The following is a 13,708-nucleotide window of genomic DNA, read 5'->3' as shown; positions in this document are numbered from 1 at the left end:
CATTCAAGAAAAAAGGAAATCATCATGGTGAAGAACGGACAGATGCACCTCGACAGCCTGCGTGACGGCCGCGAGGTCCATATCGACGGCCAGCGTGTGCAAGACCATGTCGAGCACCCCGCATTCCGCCAGGCGATCCGCTCGGCCGCAGGGCTGTATGACTACCAGGCCCGCCCCGGCAACATCGAGCGCATGACCTTCAGGTCCCCGACCAGCGGCGACCAGGTCAGCCGCATGTGGCAACTGCCCACGTCGCACGCCGAGCTGGTGGAGCGCCGCAAGGCGCTGGAGGCCTGGGCCGAGCAGACCTGCGGTTTCCTGGGCCGTTCGCCGGACCATGTGGCCTCCTGCATCGGCGGCATGGTGATGGGACTGGACGTGTTCGAGCGCTACGACCCTCGGCGCGCCAAGGCCCTGCAGGGCTACTACGAATATGCCCGCGACAACGACCTGTATCTCACCTACGTGATCGTCAATCCGCAGGCCGATCGCGGCAAGGACGCCGGCCAGCAGGCCGACGGCCTGATCGCCAGCGTGGTGGACGAGGATGCGCAGGGCATCACGATCAAGGGCGCGAAGATGCTGGGCACGGCATCGCCCATGTCCAACGAAGTGTTCGTCGGCGCCATGCAGCCGCTGAAGCCGGGCGAGGAAAGCATGAGCTTTTCCGCCTGCATCCCGCTCAATGCCAAGGGCGTGAAATGCTTCTCGCGCAAATCTTTCGAGGCAGCCTCGACCTCGACCTTCGACAGCCCGCTGGCAAGCCGCTTCGACGAGAACGACGCCATCATCTACTTTGACGAAGTGAAGGTGCCGTGGGAGCGGGTGTTCGTGCACAACAACGTGCAGATGGCCCAGGCGCAATGGCATGTCGCTCCGACGCACCTGTACCAGAACTACCAGTGCCAGATCCGCTTCACGGTGAAGTCGCGCTTCCTGCTGGGCCTGGCCCGCAAGATCGCCGAGGTCAACGGCGTGATCAAGTTCCCGCAGGTGCAGGAGGCCCTGGGCCAGATCGCCGCGGAAGTGGCCATGGTCGAAGGCCTGCTCCATGGCATGGAGGTCGCCGGCACGCACCACGGCAGGTACTACGTGCCCAACCGCCAGATGCTGTATTCCGCGATGGTGATCACGCAGCAGCTCTACCCCAGGCTGATGACCCAGATCCGCGAACTGGCCGGCGGCGGCATGATCATGCTGCCGTCCTCCTTCCGCGACCTGCTCAGCCCCGAGATCGCGCCCTACATCGAAAAGACCCAGAAGTCCCCCGTGACCGACCATGTCGGCCGCGTCAAGCTGTTCAAGCTGGCGTGGGATGCCGTGGGCTCCGAGTTCGGCTCGCGCCATCTTCAGTACGAGATGTTCTACGGCGGCGCCAACATCGTGACGCGTGGCTACGCCTACCGCTCGTACGACTGGGATCGCGCGCTGGGCCAGGTGGACGGCTTCCTGTCCGGCTACGACCTCGGCCAGGCGGCGGCCTGACATCGGCAGGAGCACGATGTGGCCAACGCCCTGGATCCCCGCGCACTGCGAAACGCCTTTGGCCACTACACCACCGGCGTGGTGGTGGTGACCACCACCACGGCCCAGGGGCACAAGGTGGGCGTGACGGTGAATTCCTTCACCTCTGTCTCGCTCGACCCGCCACTGGTGCTGTTTTGCCTGCTCAACCGCTCCAACGCCTACCAGACCTGGGCGCAGGCGCGCCACTTCACCATGAACATCCTGACGGCGGATCAGCAGGCGGTCTCCAACGCGTTCGCCCGCCCATCGCAGAGCAGCCCGTGGGATCTTGTGGCGCACACCACGGGGGCCAACGGTTGCCCGCTGGTCAGCGCAGCCGCGGCGAGCCTCGAATGCGCGCTGCACGAGCACTTGCCCGGCGGGGACCACCTGATCCTCGTCGGTCGGGTCACCGCCGTGCACACCGCTGCCTCGCATGCCGTGCCGCTGGCGTTCTACCGGGGCCAATACGGCACGTACTGGGGCGTCGATTTCGGCGCACCGCCGGCGGACAGCTCGCTGTCCGACATGGTCATGGCCGGGTTCGGCTGAGCGGGAGCGTGCCTTTCCCGCAGGCAGATATCTCTGCATTCACCCATTGCAATCAACCAGGAGTCACCACCATGAAAGTCAGCAAGACCCACCAGGAGTTCCATCCCGTGGACATGGACACCGAGGGCTGGAACGTGCCGCCGGGCTACCCCCAGGGCATCGAGCAGAAGATTCTCTCGGGCCACCTCGACGAGCACAGGAAGGAGGGCTTTCGCACGCGGCTGCTGCGCTTCAGGCCCGGTGTCTACACCACCAAGCCCTTCGTCCATGACTACTTCGAGGAGGTGTACCTGGTGGAGGGTGACCTGACCGTGGGCAATGACGAGAACGGACAGGGCGGCGAAGCCTTCAGGCCGCACACCTATGCCTGCCGTCCGCCCGGAGCCTTCCATGGACCGTTCAAGTCGAACAACGGCTGTGTCCTGGTGGAGCTGCACTACTACGTTGACAGGCCGCAGGGCGTCCATCCCGTGCGCTGACACGGCTTTCCGACCTGGCGGGCTTCCGTGCAGGGGGCGCATGGCCGTGCGGCCTGCGTCTTCTCGGGGAGGCCCTGGACGTCTTCTTCCACTGCCTCGGGCCGCTGAACATGCAATCCGAAATCATTCTAGAGACAAGAGACCTGCGCAAGGAGTTCAACGGCTTCGTCGCGGTCGATGGCGTGAATCTGCGAATCCGGCGCGGCCACATCCACGCATTGATCGGTGCCAACGGCGCCGGCAAGACGACCTGCTTCAACCTGCTGACGCGCTTTCTCGCCGCGTCCGGTGGATCGATCCACCTGGACGGGCAGGACATCACGCACACGAGGCCGCAGGTCCTCGTGGACCGGGGCCTGGTGCGCTCGTTCCAGATTTCTTCGGTGTTCGCCCATCTCACTGCGCTGGAGAACGTGCGGCTGGGGTTGCAGCGAGCGCTGGGGCTGACGTATCACTTCTGGCGCAGCAAGAAGGTGCTGGACCAGCTCGACGAGCGGGCCATGGGTGCGCTGGAGCAGGTGGGGCTGGCCGCTCAATCGGGCCTGCGCGCGGGTGATCTTCCCTATGGCCGCAAAAGGGCCCTGGAGCTGGCGACGACACTGGCGGTGCAGCCCCAGCTCATGCTGCTGGACGAACCCACCCAGGGCATGGGCCACGAGGACGTCGGCCGCGTCACCGAGCTCATCCGAAAGGTCGCCGCGGGCCGCACCGTGCTGATGGTGGAGCACAACATGAACGTGGTGGCCGGCCTCTGCGACCGGATCACCGTGATGCAGCGCGGCCGGATCCTGGCCGAAGGCAGCTATGCGCAGGTCTCATGCGACGAGCGCGTGCGCGATGCCTACATGGGCCGACGCAAGCAGGGCGGGGAGGTCGCCCATGGCTGAAGCGGCGGTACTGGACATCCGGGCGCTGAACGCCTGGTACGGCGAATCCCACGTGCTGCACGGGGTGGACCTGCAGGTGGGCGAGGCAGAGCTCGTGACGCTGGTGGGCAGGAACGGCGCGGGGCGTTCGACGACGCTGCGCGCCATCATGGGCCTGACAGGGACGCGCAAGGGCTCGGTCCGCATCCACGGCAAGGAGACCATCGCGCTGCCCACGTTCTCGATAGCACGCTGCGGCGTGGGCTACTGCCCCGAGGAGCGCGGCATCTTCTCGGGACTGAGCGTCACCGAGAACCTGATGCTGCCGCCGCCGCTGCCCGGCGGCAGGCCGATGTCGGTGCAGGAGATCCACGATCTGTTTCCCAACCTCGCCCACCGGGGCGCGACCCAGGGCACGCGGCTGTCGGGCGGGGAGCAGCAGATGCTGGCGCTCGCACGCATCCTGCGCACCGGTGCCAGATTGCTGCTGCTCGACGAAATCTCGGAAGGACTCGCGCCGGCCATCGTCGAGCAGATCGGCGTCGCCTTGCAGGCGCTCAAGCGGCGCGGCTACACGATCTTGCTGGTGGAGCAGAACTTCGAGTTTGTGCAGACCCTGGCCGACCGCTTCTACGTGATGGAGCATGGCCGGATCGTGGAGCATTTCCGCGCCAGCGAGCTGCCTGAGAAGGCGGCAACGCTCAACGAACGGATGGGAGTCTAGGCCATGGACGAAATTCTCGGCGTTCCCCTGGCGGCCCTGGGCGGGCAGCTGCTGCTGGGCCTGGTCAACGGCGCGTTCTACGCCGTGCTGTCGCTGGGCCTGGCCGTGGTGTTCGGCCTGCTGAACATCATCAATTTTTCACACGGCGCGTTCTACATGGTCGGCGCCTACGCCGCCTTCCTGGGGCTGAACTTGCTGGGCATCTCCTATTGGCTGTCCCTGCTGCTGGTGCCGCTGGCCGTCGGCGCCGCGGGCATGCTTTTCGAGCGCAGCATGCTGCGGCGCCTGTATCGGCTGGACCACTTGTACGGGCTGCTGCTGACCTTCGGCCTGACGCTGGTGCTCGAGGGCGTCTTCCGGGCCGCGTATGGCGTGTCGGGCCAGAGCTATCCGGTGCCGGATGCGCTGCGCTCGGCCATCGACCTGGGCTTCATGGTGCTGCCCGCCTACCGTGCCTGGGTGGTCGTGGTGGCGCTCGCCGTCTGCGGCGCGACCTGGTACGTGATCGAGCGCACGCGCCTCGGGGCCCTGCTGCGCGCGGGCACCGAGAACCCCAGGCTGGTCGAGGCCTTCGGGGTGAATGTGCCACGCATGGTGATGCTGACCTATGGGTTCGGCGTGGCGCTGGCGGCGTTCGCTGGCGTGCTGGCGGCGCCGGTACTGCAAGTCAACGCGCTGATGGGGTCCGGCCTCCTGATCATCGTGTTCGCCGTGGTCGTCATCGGCGGCATCGGCTCCACCGCGGGAACCGTGGCCACTGCGGTGGGGCTGGGCGTGGTGGAGAGCCTGGTGAAGATTTTCTATTCGGAGGCCTCCTCGACGGCCGTGTTCCTGATGATGGCCCTGGTGCTGCTGGTGCGCCCTGCGGGCCTGTTCGGCAAGGGGAATTGAGATGAAGCACACCCGTACATGTCTGCTGCTGGCGCTGGCCGCCAGCCTCGTGGCCCCCGCGGTGGTCTACCCCGTGCTGCTGATGAAGCTGCTGTGCTTTGCACTGCTGGCCTGCGCGTTCAACCTCCTGCTGGGGTATGGCGGCCTGCTGTCGCTGGGGCATGCGGCGTTCTTCGGCGGCGCGGGCTATTGCGCCGGCTACGCCCTCAAGCACTGGGGGGTCACGGCCGAAGTCGCGCTGTTGCTGGGGCTGTCCGTGGCCGCGCTGCTGGGCTGGGCCATCGGCAGTCTTGCGCTGCGCCGCCAGGGAATCTACTTCGCCATGATCACGCTGGCATTGGCGCAGCTGGTGTATTTCCTGGTCCTCCAGCAGCCCGGGCTCGGGGGGGAGGACGGCCTGCAATCGATTCCCCGCTCCCGCCTGTTCGGCCTGATCGACCTCGCGGACGACCGTGCGCTGTACTACACCTTCCTGGCCGTGTTCGTCGGTGCATGCCATGTGATCCACCGCACCGTCCATTCGCCGTTCGGCCAGGTGCTGGTGGCGGTGCGCGACAACGAGGCCCGCGCCATATCGCTGGGCTACGACGTGGTGCGCGTGAAAAAGCTGGCGTTCGTGCTGTCGGCCGCGCTGGCGGGCCTGGCCGGTGCGATGAAGGCGCTGCTTTTCGGTGTGGTCACGCTGGCCGACGTGCATTGGCATCTGTCGGGCAGCGTGGTGCTGATGGCCTTGCTGGGGGGCATGGGCACCGTCTTCGGCCCGGCCGTCGGGGCATGCCTTGTGGTGCTGCTGGAAAACGAGCTGGGCGACATTGGTGCATGGTTTGCGGCAGTGACCGGGTGGAGCGGTTTCGGGCGGCTGGGTGATTCGGTGTCCATCGTCACCGGCCTCGTGTTCATGCTGTGCGTGCTGCTGTTTCGCCGCGGCGTGGTGGGCGAGTGGCTGGCCTGGCTGGAGCGCCGCAGGTCGCGGCCTGGCCATGCGGCGGCACGGGAGGCGCAAGGCGGCGCCTGAGCGGGCGGCGGGAGCCCGGTCCCGCAGCAAGGGGGAGGGGCGGCGCAATGGAGTCGACGGCGTTTTCGCGGGGCGGCGTTGCTATCATGAAAAGATGAGTCGCAAGCCAGCCAATGCATCCGTTTCATCACCATCGAGCCAGTCCGCACCCACCAAACCTTCGAAATCCACACAGCCGCGCACCGCTGGTGCTGCTGCCTCCACGCAAGGCAAGGGGGCGGGCTCCAGGCGCTCTTCCCGGTTCACCCTGATGCCCACGGTGTCGGTGCCGGCCGTGATCGATCCGGCCAGCGGCGGCGACAAGGCATTCCGGCGGCTGCTGTATGACCTGGGCAGTGCGGCCGCCTATCTGGAGGTCGCGCGGGCCTATCTGGCCTCGAGGATCGGGGTGACATCCCCCCAATACAACATGATGATGATCATCGCGCAGAGCGAAGACGCGCTGGGCATCAGCATCAATGACATCGCCGACCAGCTGAATGTGAGCAATACCTTCGTGACCATGGAGCTCAAGAAGCTGGACCAGCGCGGCCTGATCGTGAAGTCGCCCAATCCGGCCGACGCGCGCAGCGTCCTGGTCTGCCTGTCGGCCGAGGGCGAACGGCAGATCGAATCGCTGGCCCCCGAGTTCCTGCGGGTCAACGACCGGCTGTTCGAGCACATCACCGCAAGGGATTTCCAGTCGCTCGCGAGAATCGTGGCATCGCTGATCGGTGATTTCTCCCGCACGGCCGCCATGCTGGAGACGATTCAGCGCCAGGAGGCGCTGCAAGCGTCGCGGGACCGGGTCCGTGGTTCGGCCAGGGGTGCCGGCAAGCAGTAGCATCGCATCAGTACTTGAACCGGGCATTCACCATCAGGGTTCGCGGGCTGCCGAAACTGATCAGCTGTGCATTCGGTGTCGTGCCCTGGATGTAGTCCTTGTCCAGCAGGTTCTTGACGGCCAGGCTCACACCCCATGATTTCGCTTCGTAGCCCACGTTCAGGTCGAGCAGCGTGTACCCGGCCAGGTGGACGAAGGCGGTGCCGCGCTGCGCCGTTCGCGCGCCCTGCATGCGCAGGCCTGCACCCATGTTCCAGCCGAGGCGGTCGGGGTTGAAGTAGTACTGCGTGAAGACGGAACCTGCGTTCCTGGGCACATGGTTGATGCGCTTGCCGATTTCGCTGGCCGTCAGGCTTTGGGAGGTCCGGGCCGAGGGGATGTAGCTGTAGGCGGCCGAGACATTCCATTGCCGCGTCAGCGAGGCGACGACTTCCGCTTCGAAGCCCTTGGTGGTCTGCTCGCCGGTCTGGACGGCGTAGCCCAGCGTGGCGTCGTTTTCGGTGACGTTCCTGCGCCGCAGGTCATACACCGCCAGATAGCCTTGCACGCGCCGGTCCAGCGCCTGGAATTTCATGCCCAGCTCGGTCTGCTTGCCTTCCTCGGGATTGAGCAGCGTGCTGTTGATGCCGGCATCCGTCACCGGCATGAAGGAGGTGGAGTAGCTGACGTAGGGTGCCAGGAACTCGCTGGCCTGGTACATCAGCGAGGCGCTGCCCGTGAAGGCGGTGTTGCTGTTGCTGACGGAGCCGCCGGCCAGCCTGTCCTGGATTTCCACGCGCGTCCAGTCATGGCGGCCATTCAGGCCGACGATCCATTTCTCGTCGATCTTGATGGTGTTGCGCAGGTACAGGCCCACGTACTGGCTGTAGGTCAGGTTGTGCGAGGGCTTGCCCTGCTTGATGGAGGTGACGCCATAGACCGGGTTGTCGGCGTCGAAGGGGTTGATGTTGTCCACGCGCTGGTAGTAGTCGCTGCGCTCTCTCATCATGTCGATGCCGGCGGTCAGCTCATAGTCCACACGGTCGAACCTGAAGCTGCGCTGCAGATAGTTGTCCAGCGCGATGTTGGTGTCCTGCTTGTCCTGGAAGTTGATCTGGCGCGCGACGATGGGAAACCTGGCATTGGCCGCCGCGAAGACGGAGTTGCTCCGGCTGCTGCCCTTGGTCAGCGCAAAGTTCTGGCGGAACACCCATCCGCTGTCGAAGTAGTGCGCGTAGTTCGCACCCAGGCGGTAGGAGTCCACGTCGTAGCTGCGGTCGGGCTCGCCAATGAAGACGTTGCGTCCGTACTTCTCGTAGTTCTGCGGAATGCCCTGGTTGCGGATGTAGTTGCGATGCTGGTAGCTGGCGATGACGGACAACTCGTTCCTGCCATCCAGGTCGAAGTTGTAGGAGCCCGCCAGGTACTGGTTCTTGAAATAGACGAAGTCCGTGGGGTCGCTCTGGTCGGACGTGCGGCCCACGATCCGGAAAGCGCCCTTGCGGCTTGCGTCGGGAGAATGGTTCAGGTCGAAGTTCGCCTCCCTCAATCCATGGCTGCCCACGCTGAAGCCTGCGCGCGAAAAGGACTCGGCCTGTGGGCGCTTGGTGGTCAGATTGACCAGGCCGCCGGGCAGGGCCAGCCCGAATCCCGCCGACGTGGGGCCCTTGACCACTTCGATGGAGCCGATGCCGAAGATGTCCTCGGAGCGCAGCACGTTGGTGGACGTCTGCGCACGCAGGCCATCCACATAGGTCTGCGCACTGGAGATCTGGCCGCGGATGATGAAGTCGTCCCAGCCGCGCCGGCCATAGGCGCCCGACGATACGCCGGCGATGCTCTCCAGCGCCTCGGCCACGGACTTGACCTGCTTTTCTTCGATCTGCTGATGGGTCACCACGCTGATGGACTGGGCCGTTTCAAACAGCGGGGCATCCGAGCGCAGCACGCCCGTGGTCTTCCTGGCGACGAAGTTGTCTTCATTGTCCTGCGGCTTTTCGGCCTGGATCTGGACGGTCGCCAGCTCCGTGGACGGTGCGGTGGCGGCCTGTGGCGGTGTGGCCGAAGGCTGGGAGAAGGCCAGCACGGGGATGGCAGCCAGTGCCAGGCACAGGCAGGACCTGGACATGCCGGGAACGGCGGGGAAGGAGTGGAAGGAGGAACGCATGCGCAATGGCCAGTCAATAACGGAAGAAGGAGCGGTCGGAGGGGCGTCAGCGTGCCTGCAGCGCCCAGTCCATGGCGGCATCGAACAGCTTCGGGCCGGCGGCGGAGAGGTTGGGGAAGGTTTCGTTGTCCAGGAAGAACATCACGCGGTGCGCGGGGGCCAGCGACTCGTAGTCCATAGCAGTGCTTTCCTGGGTGAGGAGTACGGGGTGGCCAGGACCTGTGCGGGCTGGCTGCCCGCCAGCAGTCCTGCGGCTGCCAGCAGCAGGGCCGAGCGGCGCGAGAGGGCGGTGCAAGAGGGAGCGATTTCTGGGCGGGACATGGAAAAATCTTCCGGGACGTTCATTGAGGTGGTGCGTGGTGCAAGGCGGCGCAGATGGCTGCGCGCCGAGGAAAACGCGTCAGGAGCAGGAAAGGGCGGAAGAGGGCTGGCGCCCGCTCAGAACTCGACCGTGGCGCGCAGCAGCACCTGGCGTGCATCGCCCATCGAGATGAAGTAGGTGTTGGCGCTCGACGGGTAGTAGGTGCGGTCGAGCAGGTTCTTCACGTTGAGCTGGAATCGCGTTTGGTAGCCGTTGATCCGCGTGTCGTAGGTGGCGAAGCCATGGGCCACGGTGTAGCCCGGCAGCCAGAAGGAATTGGCCGAGTCGCCGGGGCGCTTGCCCACGTACTGCAGGCTGCCTCCCAGGCGCAACCGTCCCGCGCCGCCCGGAACCTGTCCGAAGTCGTACACGGCAGACAGCGAGGCTGTCTGCCGCGCCACGTTCCACAACGGGTTGCCTTGGTAGAGCGGGTCCTGTGTGGTCCTGGCATCCACATGGGCATAGGCCGCGATGGCGCTCCAGCGGCGGCCCAGCTCGCCGGCCACATCCACCTCCAGGCCGCGCGAGCGCGCCGCGCCCGAGGTGCGCCAGTCGGTGAGCTTGGTGGCGTCGTTGAATTGCGAGACCAGTACGTTCCTCTTGCGGATGTCGAACAGCGCCAGCGTGCCGGTGAGCTGGCCTGGCAGGTCCAGCTTGGCCCCGATCTCCCAGGAGCCGGCTTCTTCCGGCGCCACGCCGGAGTCGATGACGGTGCCGCTGGCCAGTGGCGCGATGGTGGATGTCGGCCTGAGCGACTGGGAGTAGCTGGCGTACAGCGACAGGCTGTTGTCCAGCTTGTAGACCAGGCCTGCGCGTGGCAGCCAGGCCGTGCCGTCTGCCTGGGTGTTCGCCTTGAAGGGACGGCCCCGGCCGGCGGTCTGGCGCCAGCTCTGGTAACGCAGGCCGGCGGTCAGCACCCAGCGATCGCCCAGATGGATGGCGTCCTGCACGAACAGCGACTGGTTGTGCAACTGGTCCCTCTGGTCGCTGTCGCTGGCCGAGACGGTGGCCGAGGGCTGCTCCAGCCCGTAGATGGGATGGCGGTAGCTGAAGGTGGAGGTGACCGCCTGGCGCAGCAGCTCGGAGCGGTAGATCAGGCGGTACTCGGCATCGGCGCCGAACTGCAGGTCGTGGCGCATGCCCGCCCACTGCAGGCTGCCGTCCACATAGGCCGAGCCGTAGCTGTCGGTGCTCAGCGCGCCATGCGTAGCATCGTTGCTGCGCAGCAAGGTGCCGCGCACGGTGTCCACGCCATTCACGCGCAGTTGATTGGCGTCGTAGATCTCGCGGTTGTAGCTCAGGTTCAGGTGGGTGGCCCAGCCGTTGTCCAGCCGATGGTCCACGGACAGTTGTGCCAGATGGGTCTCGCCCGTCATCTGGTTGAAGGGCTCGTCCAGCCGGCGTGTGGCGGGCAGGTCCAGCGGTCGCCGTGTGACCGGGTCCAGTGCCGTGCCACGGTCAAACGGCGTCAGGTACTTGCGGTACTCGTACCAGAGCACGGCCTGCGTGTCGTCGCCATACCAGGCCAGCGATGGCGCCACCAGCGTTTCGCGGTGCTGACCGAAATTGCGCCAATAGTCCTCATCCACATGGTCGACGATCAGCCGGTAGGCCAGGGCGCCATCGCCGATGCTGCCGAGGGGGCCCGTGGCGTCCAGCGTGGCGCCCGTTCCGTCGCGTCCGCCCGCATAGCCCGAACCCTGAAGCGACAGCGCGGTGCGCTGGCGCAGCTGCGGCTTCTTGCTGACCACGTTGATCACGCCGCCCGGGTCCATCAAGCCATACAGCAGGGAGGACGGTCCCTTGATCACCTCCACGCTCTCGGCGGCGGCGTTCATGCCGCGCCCCTGCACCAGCGGCATGCCGTTGTGCATGACGGAGCCATCCCGGTTGGCGCCGAAGCCACGCTTCATGATGGTGTCCTGCGTACTGGCCAGGGTGTTGCCCTGGGTGACGCCGCTGACGCCGGCCAGTGCCTCATCCAGGGTGCGCGGGCGCTGGTCACGGATCACCTGGGCCGGGACCACGTTGACCACCTGCGGGATCTCCAGCGCAGGCGCCGTGGTGCGCAGGCTGGAGGCGTCGGGCGTGGGTTGGTAGCGCTCGTCCGCATCGACCGGGGCCGGCGCGGCACGGGCCACGACGCGGACGGCCGGCAGTTCGGCCGCATCCGAGGGGGCCGCGGCGGTCCCGGGGCGTGTGGAGGGGGGCGCTGCCCGGCGCACGATGAATTCATCCGTACCCCCTTCCACGGCCTCCAGCCCCGAGCCAGCCAGGATGATCGCAAACCCCGCAACCACGGTGTAGCTCCCCCGCAGGCCGCCCGACTGCAACTGGCGTGTGCTGGCCGGGTCATAGGACAGGGCCACGCCTGCGGCGGCGGCGAACTGGCCGAGCACGGACGCCAGCGGGCCGGCACCGATCTGGTAGGCCCTGGCCACCTGGCCGCCTGCCGGCAGGCGGTCGGCTGCGTGGCTCGCGGCCGCAAAGCCCACCGCCGCAGCCAGCAGGCAGGTCAGCGCCGCGCGGGCGGGAGTCGGTGTGAAGGGCTTTTGCATTCGGGTTTCCTGGCCATGAACAGCGGTGGAACAAGGGCTTTCATGAAGGGAGCCGAACGAGATCGCAAAAGATGAAAATCTGCCGCAAGTTGTTTGCACGGCGTGGGGGCGGGGGCGGATGGGGCCGGTGCCGGCCTAGGCTGGCACCAGGGTGAGCCAGTAGCGTGACAGGCCGGCCGTGCGCACGGGGAAGGCACGGGTGATGACGGCCAACGCCTTGTCCGTATCTGCCAGAGGGAATACACCGGACACGCGCAGGTCGGCCACGGCCGGGTCGCAGGCCAGGCGACCGGGCCGGTAGCGTGCGAGTTCACGCACCACATCCTCCAGCCGCCAGCCGTCCACGACGAGGCTGCCATCCACCCAGCTGACGAGCGCAGGGTCTGCGGGCTGGACTTCCTGCATGCCGTTGCGACTGAAGGTGGCCTGCTGGCCGGCCTGAAGCCGCAGGCGGCGACTGCCGTCCTGCAGGGGGTGGATTTCCACGGCGTCCTGCAGGACGCCCACCACGCAGTCGTCGCCCTCGCTGCGCACGGTGAAGCGGGTGCCGAGCGCCAGGATACGGCCCTGCGGCGTATGCACCATGAAGGGTCGGCCATCCTTGGCGCCGCCGCTGCGGGCGGTCTGCACCAGGATTTCGCCCTCGCGCAGCACGAGCAGGCGGCGCGCGGGGTCCATGTGGACATCCACCGAGGTCCGGGTGTTCAGCGTTAGCCCGGATCCGTCGGCCAGCACGACGTGGCGCCGCTCGCCCGTGCCGGTGCGGTAGTCGGCCAGCCAGGAGCGCACGCCGCCTTGCCGGCCTGCCCACTGCCAGGACAGGCCGGCCACCGCTCCGGTACCCAGCAAGGCCGCCACACCGCGCAGCACGCGCCGACGGCCGCGCCGGCTGGCCTGGAGCGTGGATGCGGCAAGGTGTCCCGGCACGCGCTGCAGCATGGACTGCAGCGCGTCGAAATGCCGCCATGCGCGCTGGTGGTCGGGATGGGCTTCATGCCAGCGCTGCCAGTCCGCACGGTCGGTGTCGGTAGCTTCGCCGGAGCACAGGCGGGCGTACCAGGCGATGGCTTCCTTGCGGATGCGTGCCTGGGTGCGCGCAGCGGTGTCCGTGGTCGAGGACGCAGCGGTCATGCGCCGTCGGCCATGATGAGGTAGCAGTGCTCCAGCGCCTTGAGCATGTAGTTGTTGACGGTGCGCACCGTCACGTCCAGCCGGGCGGCGATCTGTGCATAGGTCAGGCCTTCCAGCTGGGAGAGGATGAAGGCCTGGCGTATCGCGGGCTTCATGCCGTCGAGCATGGTGTCGATGGCCACCAGGGCTTCCATCACGATGGCCCTTGCCTCGGGCGAGGGTGCTTGGGGTTCGGGCAGGGCGGCCAGCGATTGCAGGTAGGCCCGCTCCAGTGCCCTGCGTCGATGGAAGTCCACCATCAGGCCATGGGCGATGGTGGTCAGGTAGGCGCGGGGGTCCATCGGGTTCGCACGCTCCTTGCGGCCGAGCAGGCGCACGAAGGTGTCGTGGGCCAGGTCCGCCGCATGGTGGGAGCAGCCGAGCTTTCTGCGCAGCCAATCGCGCAGCCATCCGTGATGGTCACGATAGAGCGACTGGACCTCGTTGTGCAGCGCGAATTCGCCGGATGACATGCTGACCCCTGCAGCCGCAAGATTGATCTCCCGGCATCATTTGTGAATGAGATTGGTTCTCATTTTACAAGCTTCCAGCAGGCTGGCGCGCCCGTGCGGCGCAGCCCCGTGGATCACTCCACCGTTCGACAGATGAAAAACTGG

The 13,708-nt window shown here is 66.6% G+C and carries 13 protein-coding genes; 8 read left to right on the top strand and 5 right to left on the bottom strand.

What is annotated here, in order from left to right; translation table 11 throughout:
- The first annotated feature begins 24 nt into the window (after positions 1 to 24).
- The 8 genes from L1Z78_RS17575 (at position 25) to L1Z78_RS17540 (ending at position 6,856) form a co-directional block, all read left to right on the top strand.
- Positions 25 to 1,485, top strand: coding sequence for a 4-hydroxyphenylacetate 3-hydroxylase family protein (locus L1Z78_RS17575; RefSeq protein WP_234637674.1), 1,461 nt, complete (start codon positions 25 to 27; stop codon positions 1,483 to 1,485).
- An 18-nt stretch (positions 1,486 to 1,503) separates the two neighbouring features.
- A complete protein-coding gene (locus L1Z78_RS17570; RefSeq protein WP_234637673.1) occupies positions 1,504 to 2,058 on the top strand; it encodes a flavin reductase family protein in 555 nt (184 codons plus the stop codon).
- 71 nt (positions 2,059 to 2,129) lie between these two features.
- A complete protein-coding gene (locus tag L1Z78_RS17565; RefSeq protein ID WP_234637672.1) occupies positions 2,130 to 2,537 on the top strand; it encodes a cupin domain-containing protein in 408 nt (135 codons plus the stop codon).
- Positions 2,538 to 2,647: 110 nt separating this feature from the next.
- Complete coding sequence (locus L1Z78_RS17560) at positions 2,648 to 3,424, top strand: ABC transporter ATP-binding protein (protein ID WP_234637671.1); 777 nt, start codon at positions 2,648 to 2,650, stop codon at positions 3,422 to 3,424.
- Positions 3,417 to 4,127: an ABC transporter ATP-binding protein gene (locus L1Z78_RS17555; protein ID WP_234637670.1), complete on the top strand. Its 711-nt coding sequence runs from the start codon at positions 3,417 to 3,419 to the stop codon at positions 4,125 to 4,127. Before L1Z78_RS17560 ends, L1Z78_RS17555 begins: the two co-directional genes overlap by 8 nt.
- A gap of 3 nt (positions 4,128 to 4,130) precedes the next feature.
- Positions 4,131 to 5,018, top strand: a complete 888-nt coding sequence (locus L1Z78_RS17550) for a branched-chain amino acid ABC transporter permease (protein ID WP_234637669.1) — start codon at positions 4,131 to 4,133, stop codon at positions 5,016 to 5,018.
- Between the two features lies 1 nt (position 5,019).
- Positions 5,020 to 6,033 carry a branched-chain amino acid ABC transporter permease gene (locus L1Z78_RS17545; protein WP_234637668.1) on the top strand — a complete coding sequence of 338 codons (1,014 nt, stop codon included), beginning with the start codon at positions 5,020 to 5,022 and terminating at the stop codon, positions 6,031 to 6,033.
- A gap of 250 nt (positions 6,034 to 6,283) precedes the next feature.
- Positions 6,284 to 6,856, top strand: a complete 573-nt coding sequence (locus tag L1Z78_RS17540; RefSeq protein WP_234637667.1) for a MarR family winged helix-turn-helix transcriptional regulator — start codon at positions 6,284 to 6,286, stop codon at positions 6,854 to 6,856.
- A 7-nt stretch (positions 6,857 to 6,863) separates the two neighbouring features.
- Here L1Z78_RS17540 and L1Z78_RS17535 read toward each other — a convergent pair whose 3' ends face one another.
- The 5 genes from L1Z78_RS17535 to L1Z78_RS17520 form a co-directional block, all read right to left on the bottom strand.
- Positions 6,864 to 9,002 carry a TonB-dependent siderophore receptor gene (locus L1Z78_RS17535; RefSeq protein ID WP_234637666.1) on the bottom strand — a complete coding sequence of 713 codons (2,139 nt, stop codon included), beginning with the start codon at positions 9,000 to 9,002 and terminating at the stop codon, positions 6,864 to 6,866.
- 46 nt (positions 9,003 to 9,048) lie between these two features.
- Positions 9,049 to 9,180 carry a hypothetical protein gene (locus L1Z78_RS27990; RefSeq protein ID WP_418921719.1) on the bottom strand — a complete coding sequence of 44 codons (132 nt, stop codon included), beginning with the start codon at positions 9,178 to 9,180 and terminating at the stop codon, positions 9,049 to 9,051.
- A 260-nt stretch (positions 9,181 to 9,440) separates the two neighbouring features.
- The gene (locus tag L1Z78_RS17530) at positions 9,441 to 11,921 is read right to left on the bottom strand and encodes a TonB-dependent siderophore receptor (protein ID WP_234637665.1); all 2,481 of its coding nucleotides are present in this window, start codon (positions 11,919 to 11,921) and stop codon (positions 9,441 to 9,443) included.
- A gap of 135 nt (positions 11,922 to 12,056) precedes the next feature.
- Positions 12,057 to 13,052, bottom strand: coding sequence for a FecR domain-containing protein (locus L1Z78_RS17525; protein ID WP_234637664.1), 996 nt, complete (start codon positions 13,050 to 13,052; stop codon positions 12,057 to 12,059).
- Positions 13,049 to 13,564, bottom strand: coding sequence for a sigma-70 family RNA polymerase sigma factor (locus L1Z78_RS17520; RefSeq protein ID WP_234637663.1), 516 nt, complete (start codon positions 13,562 to 13,564; stop codon positions 13,049 to 13,051). Before L1Z78_RS17520 ends, L1Z78_RS17525 begins: the two co-directional genes overlap by 4 nt.
- Between the last annotated feature and the right edge of the window lie 144 nt (positions 13,565 to 13,708).

The organism is Delftia tsuruhatensis (assembly GCF_903815225.1).
Taxonomy (GTDB): domain Bacteria; phylum Pseudomonadota; class Gammaproteobacteria; order Burkholderiales; family Burkholderiaceae_C; genus Comamonas; species Comamonas tsuruhatensis_A.
Note: the sequence above shows the minus strand (reverse complement) of the source record. Positions and strands in the feature narration are given on the sequence as shown.

What these genes read in the sequence shown, in the direction of transcription:
- L1Z78_RS17575 (WP_234637674.1), top strand. Translation starts at nt 25, where the DNA reads ATGGTGAAGAACGGACAGATGCACCTCGACAGCCTGCGTGACGGCCGC.
- L1Z78_RS17520 (WP_234637663.1), bottom strand. Translation starts at nt 13,564, where the DNA reads ATGTCATCCGGCGAATTCGCGCTGCACAACGAGGTCCAGTCGCTCTAT.
- L1Z78_RS27990 (WP_418921719.1), bottom strand. Translation starts at nt 9,180, where the DNA reads ATGGACTACGAGTCGCTGGCCCCCGCGCACCGCGTGATGTTCTTCCTG.
- L1Z78_RS17525 (WP_234637664.1), bottom strand. Translation starts at nt 13,052, where the DNA reads ATGACCGCTGCGTCCTCGACCACGGACACCGCTGCGCGCACCCAGGCA.
- L1Z78_RS17530 (WP_234637665.1), bottom strand. Translation starts at nt 11,921, where the DNA reads ATGCAAAAGCCCTTCACACCGACTCCCGCCCGCGCGGCGCTGACCTGC.
- L1Z78_RS17540 (WP_234637667.1), top strand. Translation starts at nt 6,284, where the DNA reads ATGCCCACGGTGTCGGTGCCGGCCGTGATCGATCCGGCCAGCGGCGGC.
- L1Z78_RS17550 (WP_234637669.1), top strand. Translation starts at nt 4,131, where the DNA reads ATGGACGAAATTCTCGGCGTTCCCCTGGCGGCCCTGGGCGGGCAGCTG.
- L1Z78_RS17545 (WP_234637668.1), top strand. Translation starts at nt 5,020, where the DNA reads ATGAAGCACACCCGTACATGTCTGCTGCTGGCGCTGGCCGCCAGCCTC.
- L1Z78_RS17565 (WP_234637672.1), top strand. Translation starts at nt 2,130, where the DNA reads ATGAAAGTCAGCAAGACCCACCAGGAGTTCCATCCCGTGGACATGGAC.
- L1Z78_RS17560 (WP_234637671.1), top strand. Translation starts at nt 2,648, where the DNA reads ATGCAATCCGAAATCATTCTAGAGACAAGAGACCTGCGCAAGGAGTTC.
- L1Z78_RS17555 (WP_234637670.1), top strand. Translation starts at nt 3,417, where the DNA reads ATGGCTGAAGCGGCGGTACTGGACATCCGGGCGCTGAACGCCTGGTAC.
- L1Z78_RS17535 (WP_234637666.1), bottom strand. Translation starts at nt 9,002, where the DNA reads ATGCGTTCCTCCTTCCACTCCTTCCCCGCCGTTCCCGGCATGTCCAGG.